Here is a 12,810-nt window from a genome sequence, read left to right as displayed (position 1 = left end):
ACCGAACGAAAAAGCGCGCCGTTCCCGAGGGAGCGACGCGCTTCGTCTTTCGAATGGATCGGTTCGATCAGCGGCAGCGAACCTCGCCGCGATCGAGCTGGCGGCCGAGCAGCGCACCGGCCGCGGCACCGATGACCGTGCCCAGCGTACGGTCGCCGCCGCTCAGGATCGTGCGACCGAGGAGTGCGCCGCCGGCAGCACCGATCAGGAGACCGGTCGTACCGTTCGAGCGCTTGCAGTAGTAGCGACCATCGTCGCCCGCCCAGTACTGCGTGCCCTGATTGGAGGTGTAGTACCGCGGCTGGTAGGCCTGCTGCGCATAGCGCTGCTGGTAATGCCGCTGTGCATCCTTGGCGCGCTTGCCGTGGGCGGGGGCCCAGCGCGGCGGGTCGGCGGCGGCCGGCGCGGCCATCGGCAGGGTGAGGCCGGCGGCGGCGATGACGAGCATGGTCTTCTTCATGGGAGGTCCCTCGGTTCTGTTTCTATCTAGAACCGGTCTGCGGAGAGTCCGCCCAACGTGCGATGAATGGCCCGTTGTAAGAAGAAATGGCGGGACGAAGCGACCTTATCGGAGGGCGGGACGCGGATGCTTCCGCTCGATGTCGCGGACCAGCCTGTCCGACACAGCGGTCAGGGCGGCGAGCTCGTCGAGTTCGGCCCGGTCGGGGCGTCCGCCACCATAGACGAGGAAGAACGCACGGCGGATGCTCCAGCCTTCCGACCCGCTTTCTGTCAGTTCGAGCCGATCGCCCGCCTGCGCAATGCCGGGTTCGAGCACGCGGAAGAAAATGCCGCAGCGGCCGCTCTCGACGATCGCCTTGACCACCCCCTTGCACGCGAGGTGCCGTTCGATGGTCGCGCATGGTTGGCGCGGCTGGCTCGCCTCCAGCAACGCGGTGCCGAGGCGGAAACGGTCGCCGATCCGAACGTCCGCTTCGTCGAGCCCGCGGCCCGAGAGGTTTTCGCCCATGCTGCCCGGGCCGGCCAGAGCGGGCGGATCGCCGGCGACCGCGCGCAGCCAGTCGTAGTGACCTGCAGGATAGAGGTGGACCGCCATCGCCGGCCACCCGTGATGTCTGCGGTCGACCTGTTCGTCGCCGGCGATCCCGCCTGTGCCGATCGCCACCGGGCCCGCCAGAGGCACCTTGGCGATGGCGCTGCGCTTGCCGCCGGGAAGCGCTGCCGCCCGCCCGGCGCAGATCGCCTCGACGATCAAGCCGTCTCCGCTGCTGCCGCCTCGCGGTCCCTCTCGGCGCGGCTCTTCTTTTCCGCGGCGGTCTTGAGCTGGCCGCAGGCGGCATCGATGTCGCGGCCGCGCGGGGTGCGGACCGGAGCGCTGATGCCGTGCTCGAAAACGATCTCGGAAAAGCGCTTCACGCGCTCCGGGGTCGAGCATTCGTAGGGCGCGCCCGGCCACGGATTGAACGGGATGAGGTTCACCTTGGCAGGCAGATCGTACAGCCGGATCAGGCGGACGAGCTCGCGTGCGTCGTCGTCGCTGTCGTTCTTGTCCTTGAGCATCACGTATTCGAAGGTGATCCGCCGCGCATTGCTCGCACCAGGATAGGCGGCGCAGGCCGACAGCAGTTCGTCGATGCCGTACTTGCGGTTGAGTGGTACGATCTCGTCGCGCACGTCCTTGGTGACGGCATGGAGCGAGACCGCGAGGTTCACCCCGATCTCCTCGCCGCAGCGGTCCATCATCGGCACGACGCCGCTGGTCGAAAGCGTGATCCGCCGCTTGCTGAGCGCCAGTCCGTCGCCGTCCATCACCAGCTTCAGCGCATCTCGCACGTTGTCGAAATTGTAGAGCGGTTCCCCCATGCCCATCATCACGATGTTGGTGAGCAGCCGTCCGTCGGACGAATAGTGTCCGGCATCCTCCGCGTCCTCCAGTCCGGCCATGCTCCCCTTGGGCCATTCGCCCAGCGCATCGCGCGCCAGCATGACCTGGCCCACGATCTCGCCCGGGGTGAGATTGCGCACCAGCTTCATCGTCCCGGTGTGGCAGAACCGGCAGTTGAGCGTGCAGCCGACCTGGCTGGAGACGCACAGGGTCCCGCGATCGGCATCGGGAATGAAGACCATCTCGAATTCGTGCCCGTCGGCGGTGCGCAGTAGCCACTTGCGCGTGCCGTCGGTCGAATGCTGCGCCTCGACGACTTCGGGCCGGCCGACGACGAAGCGTTCAGCCAGCCAAGGCCGCATCGTCTTGGCGATATCGGTCATCGCCGCGAATTCGGTCACGCCGCGGTGATAGAGCCAATGGAAGACCTGCTTGGCGCGAAGCTTGGCCGCCTTGGCGTCCAGTCCGGCCTCGGCGAACAGATCCGCGATGCGCGAACGGGGCAGGCCGAGAAGATCGACGCGGCCGTCGGCACGGGGCGTGATGTCGCGGGCGACGGGCACGGGGTCGACGTGACCCGGAATGGGCATGAGGGCGGTGTCGGACATGATGCCCGGCATATAGGCCGCGACGCCGGGATCGGCAAAGGTTAGCGGTTCCAGCCCAGGTTTGTGCTGAGGAATTGCTCGTGACAGTTACATTCTGTCGCGCACGCGCAACACGCGAACGCACTTTCTGCGAAGCTGTTCCTAACGTTCGTCGCGGGTTTCCCGCGGTTGGTCGAAGCACATGTGACCGGAATACAACATAAATCTCGTTATGTGAGGTTCATGAAACTCCCCCCGTTCAGCTCCGTTGAACGGGTCCAGGGTGGATGGCGCTGCCTACCCGCCCGGTGAAAAGACGGAGAATACCATGAATACCAAGTTTGCTGTGCTCGCCGCTGCCTCGATGATGGCTGTTGCCACCCCCGCGATGGCTCAGACCGCCGCCGAGATCCCGTTCAGCGGCGTGCGCGTCGGTGGCGAGGTCGGCTACGACCACATCCGCACCGGCAGCAGTGAGGACATCGACACCAGCCGCGACATCAAGCAGTCGATCGACGGCGTGACCTACGGTGTCGTCGCGGGTTATGACGCCCCCGTCAGCCCCAACTTCCGCCTCGGCGCCGAAGCCAGCTTCTCGGGCAGCAGCGCGGGCCGCGACTACAACAACGCCCAGCCGACCGTTTTCAATCTCGGCAACGTGAAGGCCGATAACGAAATCTACGTCGGTGCGCGTCTCGGTTACGTAACCAGCCCGTCGACGATGGTTTACGTCAAGGGCGGCTACACCAACCAGCGCTACAACCTGATCGGTACGGACGGCACGACCACTCTCGACGGAAAGTTCGACACCGACGGCTACCGTCTGGGTGCCGGCGCGGAGTTCGCGGTCAGCCGCAATGCCTACATCGGCGCGGAATACCGCTACTCGAAGTACTCGGAAGCCGAGATCGACTTCGAAGGCAACACGCCGGACTCGAGCCGCTTCAACATCGACACCGACCGTCATCAGGTCGTGGCGACGGCGGGCATCCGCTTCTGATCCTTGGCGATCGGTAACGACGGAGAGGGCGGGGCTTCGGCTCCGCCCTTTTCGTATCAGCGGCGCACGCGCGCGCAGCCGACGCTGGCCGCGTCCATGGCGGTCGCCGCGCCGTCGAGTGCGTAGCTGTCGGAAAAGCGCCGGCCGAGGGTGTCGCGGGCACTCACCGTCATCGCACGTGCGGACCGCATGGCCGCGAGGATCGCGGCGTCCATCGCCTTGTCGGCCGCCCACGCGTCGGTCCCGCCGCCGACGAGGGCGAAGCGCCTGCCCCCGAGCGAGAGCGTGACGCCTGGCTTGTCCGCCAGCTTGCGGGACAACCGCGCCTGGAACTGGCCCCGCACGCCGCGCCCCGGCCAGGTGCCGACGCTCGCGAACGGCTCGGTCTCGCGCGCGGCCCGGCTCTTTTGCGGGACCGCGATGGCATAGCAGCGCCCGGCACCGGGATCGCGGAACGCGCCCCATTGTCCGAACATCCCGAGGCTGTCCTTCGCGGCGAGGGGGACGGCGGCGAGCGCGGCGAAGGCGACACAGCAAAAGAGGGCGACCGTTCGCACGGTCGCCCTCCTAGCAAGTGTCGGCGGGGATGCGCTAGTCGGCAAGCAACGCGTCGATCTCCTCGACCTGCCGCTGCAGATCGCGGGCTGCCACCTTGTTCAGGCGCCAGACGCCCACGGTGATCGCGACGAGCGCAACGAACGATCCCACCGCCCGGTAGAACCCCTCGGTGCCGATGGCGGGCGGATCGGCCAGCACCGGCGCGGCGAAGAACAGCACCATGCCAGGCAGGAATGGCGCGATATACCAGGCGAACACGTCGTCGAGGGCTTCGCGCTGGCGGACGAGCGCCGCGCGCTGGTGCACGAGAACCGGCAGCACGCCCGCTTGCGCCCCGGCATCGAGGTTGCTGCCGCGCCGGCGAAGCTGCACGAGCATGATGATCGCACCCGCCACGATCATCACCGACGCGATCCGCATGAGAGGGAGCGGAATGAGGGCGGCGATGACGCTGAAGGCCGCGATCACGAATGCACCGGCCGCGTATTCGATGGCATTGCGCCGGGCGATCGTCCGGCGGAAACGGTCCGAGCGGCCGCGCACTTCGTCGAGCGAGGGCATTGCTGCCGCAGCGGACGGGGCGGACTGCCATGCGGTGCGAGCGAAATCCTCCGGGGTCATCGGTTGTCCTCCTGGGTCGAAAACTGGCGGGCGAGCAGGCCCTTGATGCGGTGGATGCGGGTGGCGACCGCGGCGGCGGACAGGCCAGTCACCTCGCCGATCTCGGCAGCGGTCAGGTCTTCCAGATAGAGCAGCATGACCTGGCGGTCCGCGGGGGCGAGGCGGTGGATCGTCGCCATCAGGCGGGTCGAGGTCTGGCTGGCGTCGGCAGTAGCCTCGGTATCGATGTCGGATGCAACCGGTTCGATGTCCTCCAGCGAGACCAGCCCGCCGCGACCTTGCCGCATCCGCGACTGGACGTGGCTGACGGCGGTGTTGTGCGCGATCCGGTAGACCCAGCTGCGCACCGAGCATTGCCCCTCGAAATAGGCGAAGCTGCGCCAGAGCGCGGCGTGGATGTCTTGGACGAGGTCGTCGGCAAGACCGGGGTCCGCCTCGTATCCGCGCGCCAGCCGGGCGATCGCGCCGCCGAATTGCTCGGCTGCGGCGCGGTAGGACCCGTCCTGTGATGTGAGCGTCATGTGCACCGTTCGGTTTCCCTCCATTGATGAAGGTATAGTCGAACTGGGAACCGGCTTCTTACACGCGGCTGCGAAAAAATCTCACGGGTAGGAAATCGCGAGGACTTCCCACTCCCGTTCGCCGGCGGGCAGACGCACGGTGCGAAGGTCGCCCACGGCGGCTCCGCGCAGGGCCCGGGCGAGCGGGCTCGACCAGCCGATCTGGCCCGCGCCGGCGTCCTGCTCGTCGTCGCCCACCAGCGTGACCGTGCGCCGCGCGTCGTCCTCGTCCGCCAGTTCGATCGTGGCGCCGAAGAACGCGCGCGACTTGTCGGGCTGGGCGGCGGGGTCCACCACGCGCGCCCGTTTCATCCGGCGCGCGATGTGCGCCAGCTCGCGGTCGATCTCGCGCATGCGCTTGCGACCGTAAAGATAATCGCCGTTCTCGCTGCGGTCGCCGTTGCCGGCGGCCCAGCTCACGATCTCGACGATCGCCGGCCGCTCGATGCCCAGCAGGTGGTCGTAGCGCGCCTTGAGCGCGGCAAGGCCCGCCGGACTGATCGGATTGTCGCCCCCCATCCGGCAGGATCAGCCGGGGCTGCGCTTGCCGACGAACTGCGAGATCGTTTTGGGCTGCGCGCCGTACTTGATCCGCTCGGGATGCAGCGCTTCGTAGACGACCGCGTTCTCGAGCACGCGCTGGACGTAATTCTTCGTCTCGAAGATGGGTATCTCCTCGATCCAGCGCAGCCAGTCGATGCCGCCCTGTCGCGGATCGCCGTTCGCGCGCAGCCACTTGTTCACGTTGCCCGCGCCCGCATTGTACGCCGCGACCGCCAGCGGATAGCTGCCGCCGTAGTAGTCCATCATCCGGGCGAAATACCCGTCGCCGAGGCGAATGTTGTACTGCGGATCGCCGGTGAGGCTCGACGACATGTAGGCCATGCCCATCTTGCCGGCCTGCTCGTTGGCGGTGCCCGGCATCAGCTGCATGATACCGCGCGCGCCGGCATGGCTCACCCGGTCGCGGTCGAATTCGCTTTCCTGCCGGGCGATGGCGTGGACCATCGTGTAGTCGCTGCCCGCCGGAATCTGGACGACCGGGAAACCCACCCGTGTAAAGCCTTCGATCCCGCGTTCCGGCGCGCTGCGCCCAGCCACGACGGCCAGTTCTTCCAGCCCCAGCTCGCGCGCCAGGTTGGCGACGAGCTGCATCTGCGCCGCATCCTGCGCCGCATCGGCCAGCGCGACGAAGAAATACCGCTCGGTCCGCCAGTCGGTGCCGTTGCGCGCCGTCGCGCGGATCGCGGCGGCGAGCGGGCTGGCGTTGAACGCGGCGACCTGCTGCGGCGTGGGGGTGGTCAGCGAGACTCGCTGGAAGTTCGGCAGCGGCCGGCCCAGCCGTTCGAGCGCGAGCTGGCCGTAGAAGAATTCGGGATACTTCGCTGCCATCTCGAAATAGCGGTTGGCCTCGGCCTGGTTGCCTGCCCGGGCGGAGGCGTTGCCGGCCCAATAGAACCCCTTGCTGCGCGTCTGCGGCGTGCGCGCGGCGTTGCCATAGCGGTAGAACAGCGGCGCGGCCTGGTTGCCGTCGCCCATCGACCACAGCGCCTTCGTGCCGCCGAGCCACATCAGCGAGGTATAGTCGTCGCGCAGCTTGTAGCTGAGGCCCGAAATGTCGGTGCCGGCCACGAACAGGTCGTCGACCTTGCTCGCGATCGCCGCGGCGGTGCTGGCCGACGCACTCTTGGCCTGCGTCAGCATCTCGGTGACCATGTCTTGCGCATCGAACGGCGGGCGGACGAACGGCGCGCGCGTGGCGAGCAGCTGCTGCCCGCGATTGCCTTGGCCGCTCCGGCGATAATAGCGCGCAAGGTTGTAGACGTAGCCCGGATCGGCGGTCGCCCCGGCGGGCGTGGCCAGACCTATGCTCGCCGGGTCCGACCCCTGCAGCAAAGAGAGCCTCGCCATGAACAGGTTGCGGTTGGCGGGGCTGGTGAACCCGATCTGGCGGGCGGCGGCCTCCGCCTCGCCCTGCCACAGCAGCGAACGCATGCGCTCGTCGTGATCTTCGGGGGTGAAGGCGCCCTGGAACATGCCGGTGAGATAGGCTTCGGCCGGGCTGCTCATCCGTCCCCCGCGCCACGCGGCACGCGCGATCTCGCGGGCTTCGGGGCGGTTCATGTTCGACAGCGCGAGGGCATAGCGCGCCCGTGCCGGGTTCGTGATCGGCTCGAACCGGTCGAAGTAGGCGACCACCTGCTCGGGCCCGGGCGCATCGCGTTCCAGCGCCTTTTCCGCGTTGCCGCGGATCAGCTCCATGCGAGGGTAAGCAGGATAGGCGAGCGCGAAGCCCGCGTAGTCGGCGAAGCCCATCCGGTCGCTGGCGGTCAACTGCTGCCAGCGCGACACAGATGCGGCGGCCTGCGTGGGCTGCATCGCGACCATCGAGGCGCGCCCGGCGTCACCGGGCGACGTATAGACCTGCGCTGCCAGCGGAGACGTGCCCGCCAGCGCGGCAAGGGCAATGAAACGAAGCGATTTGAATTGATTACCGACCATGCTGGACATTCTGGTCACCGGCTCCTTATCAGGCGCTGAATGATATCTACCCGAGGCACGCGGAGGCACCCCCCTTCGCGGCCGCTATGGGCCAGCCAAAGGCGCTACCGCAATGTTCAGTGGCTCGATACCCGCTCTTGTGACTCCTTTTCGCGACGGGTCGTTCGACGAACGCGCGTTCCGCAAGCTCGTCGACTGGCAGATCGACAGCGGCTCGAAGGCGCTGGTCCCGTGCGGCACGACGGGCGAGGCATCGACCCTGTCCAACGCCGAACATCACCGCGTGATCGAGGTCTGCGTCGAACAGGCCGCCGGCCGCGTGCCGGTGATCGCGGGGTGCGGCAGCAACGACACGATGAACGCGCTGCTCCACATGAACTTTTCCAAGAAGGCCGGCGCCGCCGCCGCGCTGTGCGTGGCGCCCTATTACAACCGGCCCAAGCAAGCCGGGCTTATGGCGCATTTCAGCTACCTTGCCGAACACTGCGACCTGCCGATTGTGCTCTACAACGTGCCGGGCCGCACCGTGACCGACATCGAACCCGAAACGGTCTGCGCGCTCGCCAAGAAGTACCCGGGCAAGATCGTCGGCATCAAGGATGCGAGCGGCGACCTTTCCCGCGTGGTCGATCACCGGATGGGGATCGGCAAGGACTTCTGCCAGCTGTCCGGCGACGACGAATTGTCGCTGCCGGCCAACGCGGCAGGCGCGGTCGGCTGCATCTCGGTCACCGCCAACGTCGCCCCGGCGCTGTGCGCTGAATTCCAGGAGGCGTGCGCCGCCAACGATCTGGCCCGCGCGCGCGATCTCAACGACCGGCTCTATCCGCTGCACTACGCCATGTTCGAAGATGCCAGCCCCGCGCCGGTCAAGTACGCTCTCAGCCGGGTTTTCCCCGAAATCAGCCCGGCGGTCCGCCTGCCGCTGGTCGAATGCAGCGACGCGGCGAAGAGGGAGGTCGACGCCGCGCTGGAGCATGCGGGTTTGGTTTAGGGCTGCGACATGGCTCGTGCAGAGAAATTGCTCGAAAGGATGCGGGCCAATCCGCGAGACTGGCAGATCGATGATGTCGTTGCAGTTTGTCGAGCCTACGGTTTGGCTTGTAAATCTCCCAAGCGGGGATCGCACTTCAAGGTTGAACACCCGGCAATCGACGGCAAATTGACAATCCCCGCCCGCAAACCCATTAAATCGGTATACATCCTCCTGCTCGTAGAGATGATCGACAAGCTGGGATAAGGTCATGCGTATGCGTTTTTTTGAAGCCCCCAGTCGCACGCGGCTACCTCGTCAAGCCGACGTCCGCGATTATCGGGTCTATGTTGAGCCGCTTATCGAGCGCCTTGGCGGTGGGTTTGTCGCGTACGCTCCCGAATTACGGGGCTGCATTGCGGACGGGGAGACACCGCAGGAAGCCTTGGCAGCCATTTACGATGCCATCGAGTGCTGGTTAGAAGAAGATGCAGTTGATCTGACTTCGCAAATTCCCGTGAAACAGTCCGCTTGACGCTTGCCAATTAACGCGCGGACACTAGGTCCGCGACACAATGGCCCGCCCCAAACCCGAAACCTTCGACAAGCAGAAGACCGTGGCCGAGAACCGGCGCGCGCGGTTCGACTATTTCATCGAGGACAAGTTCGAGGCCGGGCTGATGCTCACCGGCACCGAGGTGAAGTCCCTGCGTGCGGGCGAGGCGACGATCGCCGACAGCTACGCCGAGATCCGCGGCGGCGAGGTATGGCTGGTCAACGCCAACGTGCCCGAATTCAGCCACGGCAACCGCAACAATCACGAGCCCAAGCGGCCGCGCAAGCTGCTGCTCAACGGCCGCGAGATCGCCAAGATGACGGGGGCGGTGGAGCGCAAGGGCATGACGCTGGTGCCGCTGTCGATCTACTTCAACAAAACGGGCCGCGCGAAGGTCGAACTGGCTCTCGCGAAGGGCAAGCAGGCACAGGACAAGCGCGCCACGATCAAGGATCGCGACTGGAAGCGCGACAAGGCGCGGCTGCTGCGCGAGCGCGGCTAGCCGTGGCCTTCGCCAGCCCCTAGGACAGCGGCGAATCGATGTTCGGCAAAGCCTCCGCCTGGATACAGCGCAATCTCCCGACCCGCGAACAGATGGAGCGGAGCCGGTGGATCCGCCCCTTCGCCAGCCGCGTCCTGCGGTCCGAATTGTGGCGCTTCACGCGCCGGTCGGTGCCGCGAGGCGTCGCGCTCGGTATGCTCGTGGGCATCATCCTGCCCTTCGCCCAGATCCTGTTCTCCGCGCTGCTGTGCCTGCCGATCCGCGCCAACGTGCCGGTCGCCGCGCTGACGACGTTCGTGACCAATCCGGTGACGACGCCGCTTATCTGGGTGCTGGCCTACAAGGTGGGATCGTGGATGCTGCGGGTGGATGCGGCGACCATCGTCGCGCCGGTCAATTCCGCCATCGAGCACAGCGAATTCGGCGACATGGTCCAGTGGCTGACCGGGGCGACGCTGGTCACGGGCTTCGGCCTCGTGGTGATCGCGATCATCGCCTCGGCGGTCAGCTTTGTCGTCTCCGGCTGGGTCTGGCGGCATATCGTCGCGACCAGGCGTGCGCGCCGGCTGCACGCCCGCCGCGCGGCGGTGCTGGAGGGGCAGGAGTGACCATCGACGCTGCGGCGCCTTCCCGGCTCTATGCGGTGCTGGCCGGGGCGGCGGTCGTCACGGCGGCTGCGCTGTGGCTGGCGACCGGCGGCATCGCGGCGCCGCTGGGATTCCTGGGCGGCGTGGCCGTTCTGCTCGCCGGCATCGCCGCGCTCGTCCGCTTGCGCCCGGCGGGCCGCAGCGACGAACTCGCGCCGCCCGACTGGTCGGTCACCGTGGCCGCCATCGAGCGCCCGCGCGAAGGCGTCGCCATCGTCGACCGGGCGAACCGGCTGGTCTGCGCCAACCGCACCTACACTGACTGGTTCGGGCCCGGCACCGCGCCGCCGAACCTGACGCTCGACCGCGCCGGGCTGGAGGCGCTGTCGCGCGCCGTGCGTGAGGCCTGGCGCGAAGGGGCGGGGGAGACCGGCCGGATCGAAAGCGCCGACGGCTCGGCGGCATGGTCGGCCCGGGCCGAGCGCGCGGGGCGGGGCGACGACTACCTCGTCTGGCGGTTCGAAGGGCTGGCCGACGAGGATTTCGTGGCCGACGTCGCGCGCTCGATCGCGGGCACGCTGGGGACGCTCCTGTCGCGCAGCGGAGTGGAAGCGGCGGTCGTCTCGCCCGACGGGCTGGTGCGTGCGGCCTCCGGCGGCTTCGCCCTGCGTGCAGCGGGCGATGCGTCGGCCACGCTGGCCGGGCAGGACTTCGCCACGCTGCTGCGCGCCGACGAGCGCGAGCGCATCTATTTCGCGCGCGAGGGGCGGCGCGGTAATCCGCAGACGCTGATCCACGTGCCGCTCGGCGATGCGACCGACCCGCGCGCGCCGGGTGCGGACGAATCTGCCGGGCTGATGCTGCTGCTCGATGCGGGGATCGGGCTGGGCGGGGCGGCGGAGCCTGCGGGCGGCGCGGCGACCCCGCAGCTCGAGGCTCTGCTGGGCGCGCTGCCGCTGGGTCTCGCGATGACCGACCGCGACGGGCGGATGCTGTTCGCCAACGCGCCCTTCCGCCGCGCCGCCGGGATCGAGGGGATCGCGCTGCCGCAGTTTCCGAGCGATCTCGTGGTGCGCGAGGACAAGGCCGCGATCGTCGACGCGGTGCGGCGTTTCGGCAAGGGACCGGCAAGTTCGACCGACATGGCCGTGCGCCTGCGCGGATCGCCCGACGAGCCGGTCAGTCTCGGCATCGCGGGCGTGCGCGGATTGGGGGATGCCGCGACGCTCCTCAGCCTGGTCGACACGACCGAGGAAGCGCGACTGAAGCGCCAGGTCGCGCAGGCGACGAAAATGCAGGCCGTCGGCCAGCTGGCGGGCGGGGTGGCGCACGACTTCAACAACGTGCTGACCGCGGTGATCGGCACTTGCGACCTCATGCTGCTGCGCCACACGCCGGGCGACAGCGACTACGACGACATCAACCAGATCCGCGCGAATTCCAACCGCGCCGCCGCGCTCACCCGCCAGCTTCTCGCCTTCAGCCGCCAGCAGACCCTGCGGCCCGAAGTGCTCCAGCTGCCCGATGTGGTGAGCGAGGTCAGCCAGCTCCTGAAGCGCCTGCTGGGCGAGAAGATCGAACTGAAGGTGCACCACGACCGCGAACTGGGCGCGGTGCGCGCCGATCCGCAGCAGCTGGAGCAGGTCATCGTGAACCTCGCCGCCAATGCGCGCGATGCCATGCAGTCGCGCGGCGACGGCACCGGCAAGCTGTCGATCGCCACCCGCCGGGTCACCGCCCGCGACGTGCGCAAGATGGGCTCCGAAATCCTGCCGGAAGGCGACTACACCGTGCTGGTCGTGCAGGATTCGGGCGGCGGCATCCCGGAGGAACACCTGGCCAAGATCTTCGAGCCGTTCTTCACCACCAAGGAGGGGCGCGGCGGCGCCATGCTCGGCGGGACCGGCCTCGGGCTGTCCACCGTCTACGGCATCGTCAAGCAGTCGGGCGGCTTCATCTTCGCCGACAACATGCCCGCCACCCACGGCGCCCGCGCCGGCGCGCGCTTCAGCGTGTACCTGCCGGTCCACCACGGCGAAGTGCCACGCAAGGCGAAGGTCGAGGCCAAACCGGCCGCGCAATGGTCGGGTGGGGGCAAGCTGCTGCTGGTGGAGGACGAGGACATGGTCCGCGCCGTCGCCGAACGCGCGCTCGTCCGCGCAGGCTACGAAGTAACCGCCTGCAGCGACGGCGAGGACGGCCTGGCCGCGGTGGCGAACGGCGGCACCTTCGACCTCGTCGTCAGCGACGTCGTGATGCCGGGGATGGACGGCCCCGCGATGGCCAAGGCGATCCGCCGCCTTCACCCCGACCTGCCGGTCCTGTTCATGTCGGGCTATGCCGAGGAACAGCTGCGGCGCGACATCGACATCGCCGACATGCACTTCATCGCGAAGCCGTTCAGCGTGCAGGACATCTCCGACAAGGTCGGCGCGGTCCTCGGCGCGGCGCGGGGTTGACCGGCTTGGCGGGCTGAGGCACTCTCCCACGATACATAGTTACATTCGCTTGCCCGGCG

At 67.9% G+C, this 12,810-nt stretch carries 15 protein-coding genes; 7 read left to right on the top strand and 8 right to left on the bottom strand.

All coding sequences use genetic code 11. The features are described 5' to 3' along the window. Window positions 1-67: 67 nt before the first annotated feature. The 3 genes from D4766_RS01410 to rlmN form a co-directional block, all read right to left on the bottom strand. A complete protein-coding gene (locus D4766_RS01410; RefSeq protein WP_120715842.1) occupies window positions 68-460 on the bottom strand; it encodes a glycine zipper 2TM domain-containing protein in 393 nt (130 codons plus the stop codon). 105 nt (window positions 461-565) lie between these two features. Beyond that, complete coding sequence (locus D4766_RS01405) at window positions 566-1,216, bottom strand: MOSC domain-containing protein (RefSeq protein ID WP_120715841.1); 651 nt, start codon at window positions 1,214-1,216, stop codon at window positions 566-568. Further along, entirely contained in the window at window positions 1,213-2,454 is a 1,242-nt protein-coding gene (gene rlmN / locus D4766_RS01400) for a dual-specificity RNA methyltransferase RlmN (protein WP_120717985.1), read from the bottom strand. Before rlmN ends, D4766_RS01405 begins: the two co-directional genes overlap by 4 nt. 307 nt (window positions 2,455-2,761) lie before the next feature. Here rlmN and D4766_RS01395 point away from each other — a divergent pair, with 307 nt between their 5' ends. Next, window positions 2,762-3,433 carry an outer membrane protein gene (locus D4766_RS01395; RefSeq protein ID WP_120717984.1) on the top strand — a complete coding sequence of 224 codons (672 nt, stop codon included), beginning with the start codon at window positions 2,762-2,764 and terminating at the stop codon, window positions 3,431-3,433. A 56-nt stretch (window positions 3,434-3,489) separates the two neighbouring features. Here D4766_RS01395 and D4766_RS01390 read toward each other — a convergent pair whose 3' ends face one another. The 5 genes from D4766_RS01390 to D4766_RS01370 all read right to left on the bottom strand — a co-directional run bounded on the left by D4766_RS01390 (window position 3,490) and on the right by D4766_RS01370 (window position 7,683). After that, complete coding sequence (locus D4766_RS01390) at window positions 3,490-3,990, bottom strand: invasion associated locus B family protein (protein WP_120715840.1); 501 nt, start codon at window positions 3,988-3,990, stop codon at window positions 3,490-3,492. Between the two features lie 34 nt (window positions 3,991-4,024). Then, a complete protein-coding gene (locus D4766_RS01385; protein ID WP_120715839.1) occupies window positions 4,025-4,612 on the bottom strand; it encodes a hypothetical protein in 588 nt (195 codons plus the stop codon). Beyond that, window positions 4,609-5,133 carry an RNA polymerase sigma factor gene (locus D4766_RS01380; protein ID WP_120715838.1) on the bottom strand — a complete coding sequence of 175 codons (525 nt, stop codon included), beginning with the start codon at window positions 5,131-5,133 and terminating at the stop codon, window positions 4,609-4,611. Before D4766_RS01380 ends, D4766_RS01385 begins: the two co-directional genes overlap by 4 nt. A gap of 81 nt (window positions 5,134-5,214) precedes the next feature. Then, complete coding sequence (locus D4766_RS01375) at window positions 5,215-5,691, bottom strand: GreA/GreB family elongation factor (protein ID WP_120715837.1); 477 nt, start codon at window positions 5,689-5,691, stop codon at window positions 5,215-5,217. A gap of 9 nt (window positions 5,692-5,700) precedes the next feature. Then, window positions 5,701-7,683 (bottom strand): lytic transglycosylase domain-containing protein, encoded by a 1,983-nt coding sequence (locus D4766_RS01370; RefSeq protein ID WP_234024950.1) that lies wholly within the window; start codon window positions 7,681-7,683, stop codon window positions 5,701-5,703. Window positions 7,684-7,786: 103 nt separating this feature from the next. Here D4766_RS01370 and dapA point away from each other — a divergent pair, with 103 nt between their 5' ends. From dapA to D4766_RS01340, 6 genes are read left to right on the top strand one after another with little or no spacing between them, the layout of a single operon-like run. Beyond that, window positions 7,787-8,668, top strand: a complete 882-nt coding sequence (gene dapA, locus D4766_RS01365; RefSeq protein WP_120715836.1) for a 4-hydroxy-tetrahydrodipicolinate synthase — start codon at window positions 7,787-7,789, stop codon at window positions 8,666-8,668. Between the two features lie 9 nt (window positions 8,669-8,677). Continuing rightward, window positions 8,678-8,914, top strand: coding sequence for a type II toxin-antitoxin system HicA family toxin (locus tag D4766_RS01360; RefSeq protein ID WP_120715835.1), 237 nt, complete (start codon window positions 8,678-8,680; stop codon window positions 8,912-8,914). Window positions 8,915-8,918: 4 nt separating this feature from the next. Further along, the gene (locus tag D4766_RS01355) at window positions 8,919-9,182 is read left to right on the top strand and encodes a type II toxin-antitoxin system HicB family antitoxin (RefSeq protein WP_234024849.1); all 264 of its coding nucleotides are present in this window, start codon (window positions 8,919-8,921) and stop codon (window positions 9,180-9,182) included. A 40-nt stretch (window positions 9,183-9,222) separates the two neighbouring features. Then, on the top strand, window positions 9,223-9,705 hold the full coding sequence (gene smpB / locus D4766_RS01350; RefSeq protein WP_120715834.1) for an SsrA-binding protein SmpB: 483 nt from the start codon (window positions 9,223-9,225) through the stop codon (window positions 9,703-9,705). A gap of 38 nt (window positions 9,706-9,743) precedes the next feature. Then, window positions 9,744-10,313, top strand: coding sequence for a DUF2062 domain-containing protein (locus tag D4766_RS01345; RefSeq protein WP_120715833.1), 570 nt, complete (start codon window positions 9,744-9,746; stop codon window positions 10,311-10,313). Beyond that, window positions 10,310-12,751 carry a hybrid sensor histidine kinase/response regulator gene (locus D4766_RS01340; protein WP_120715832.1) on the top strand — a complete coding sequence of 814 codons (2,442 nt, stop codon included), beginning with the start codon at window positions 10,310-10,312 and terminating at the stop codon, window positions 12,749-12,751. The genes D4766_RS01345 and D4766_RS01340 overlap by 4 nt, the downstream gene beginning before the upstream one ends. The last annotated feature ends 59 nt before the right edge of the window (window positions 12,752-12,810 follow it).

Source organism: Tsuneonella amylolytica, assembly GCF_003626915.1.
GTDB classification, from domain to species: Bacteria; Pseudomonadota; Alphaproteobacteria; order Sphingomonadales; family Sphingomonadaceae; genus Tsuneonella; species Tsuneonella amylolytica.
Note: the sequence above shows the minus strand (reverse complement) of the source record. Positions and strands in the feature narration are given on the sequence as shown.

What these genes read in the sequence shown, in the direction of transcription:
- D4766_RS01370 (WP_234024950.1), bottom strand. Translation starts at nt 7,683, where the DNA reads ATGTCCAGCATGGTCGGTAATCAATTCAAATCGCTTCGTTTCATTGCC.
- D4766_RS01380 (WP_120715838.1), bottom strand. Translation starts at nt 5,133, where the DNA reads ATGACGCTCACATCACAGGACGGGTCCTACCGCGCCGCAGCCGAGCAA.
- D4766_RS01395 (WP_120717984.1), top strand. Translation starts at nt 2,762, where the DNA reads ATGAATACCAAGTTTGCTGTGCTCGCCGCTGCCTCGATGATGGCTGTT.
- D4766_RS01355 (WP_234024849.1), top strand. Translation starts at nt 8,919, where the DNA reads ATGCGTATGCGTTTTTTTGAAGCCCCCAGTCGCACGCGGCTACCTCGT.
- rlmN (WP_120717985.1), bottom strand. Translation starts at nt 2,454, where the DNA reads ATGTCCGACACCGCCCTCATGCCCATTCCGGGTCACGTCGACCCCGTG.
- D4766_RS01385 (WP_120715839.1), bottom strand. Translation starts at nt 4,612, where the DNA reads ATGACCCCGGAGGATTTCGCTCGCACCGCATGGCAGTCCGCCCCGTCC.
- dapA (WP_120715836.1), top strand. Translation starts at nt 7,787, where the DNA reads ATGTTCAGTGGCTCGATACCCGCTCTTGTGACTCCTTTTCGCGACGGG.
- D4766_RS01410 (WP_120715842.1), bottom strand. Translation starts at nt 460, where the DNA reads ATGAAGAAGACCATGCTCGTCATCGCCGCCGCCGGCCTCACCCTGCCG.
- D4766_RS01360 (WP_120715835.1), top strand. Translation starts at nt 8,678, where the DNA reads ATGGCTCGTGCAGAGAAATTGCTCGAAAGGATGCGGGCCAATCCGCGA.
- D4766_RS01375 (WP_120715837.1), bottom strand. Translation starts at nt 5,691, where the DNA reads ATGGGGGGCGACAATCCGATCAGTCCGGCGGGCCTTGCCGCGCTCAAG.
- D4766_RS01345 (WP_120715833.1), top strand. Translation starts at nt 9,744, where the DNA reads ATGTTCGGCAAAGCCTCCGCCTGGATACAGCGCAATCTCCCGACCCGC.
- smpB (WP_120715834.1), top strand. Translation starts at nt 9,223, where the DNA reads ATGGCCCGCCCCAAACCCGAAACCTTCGACAAGCAGAAGACCGTGGCC.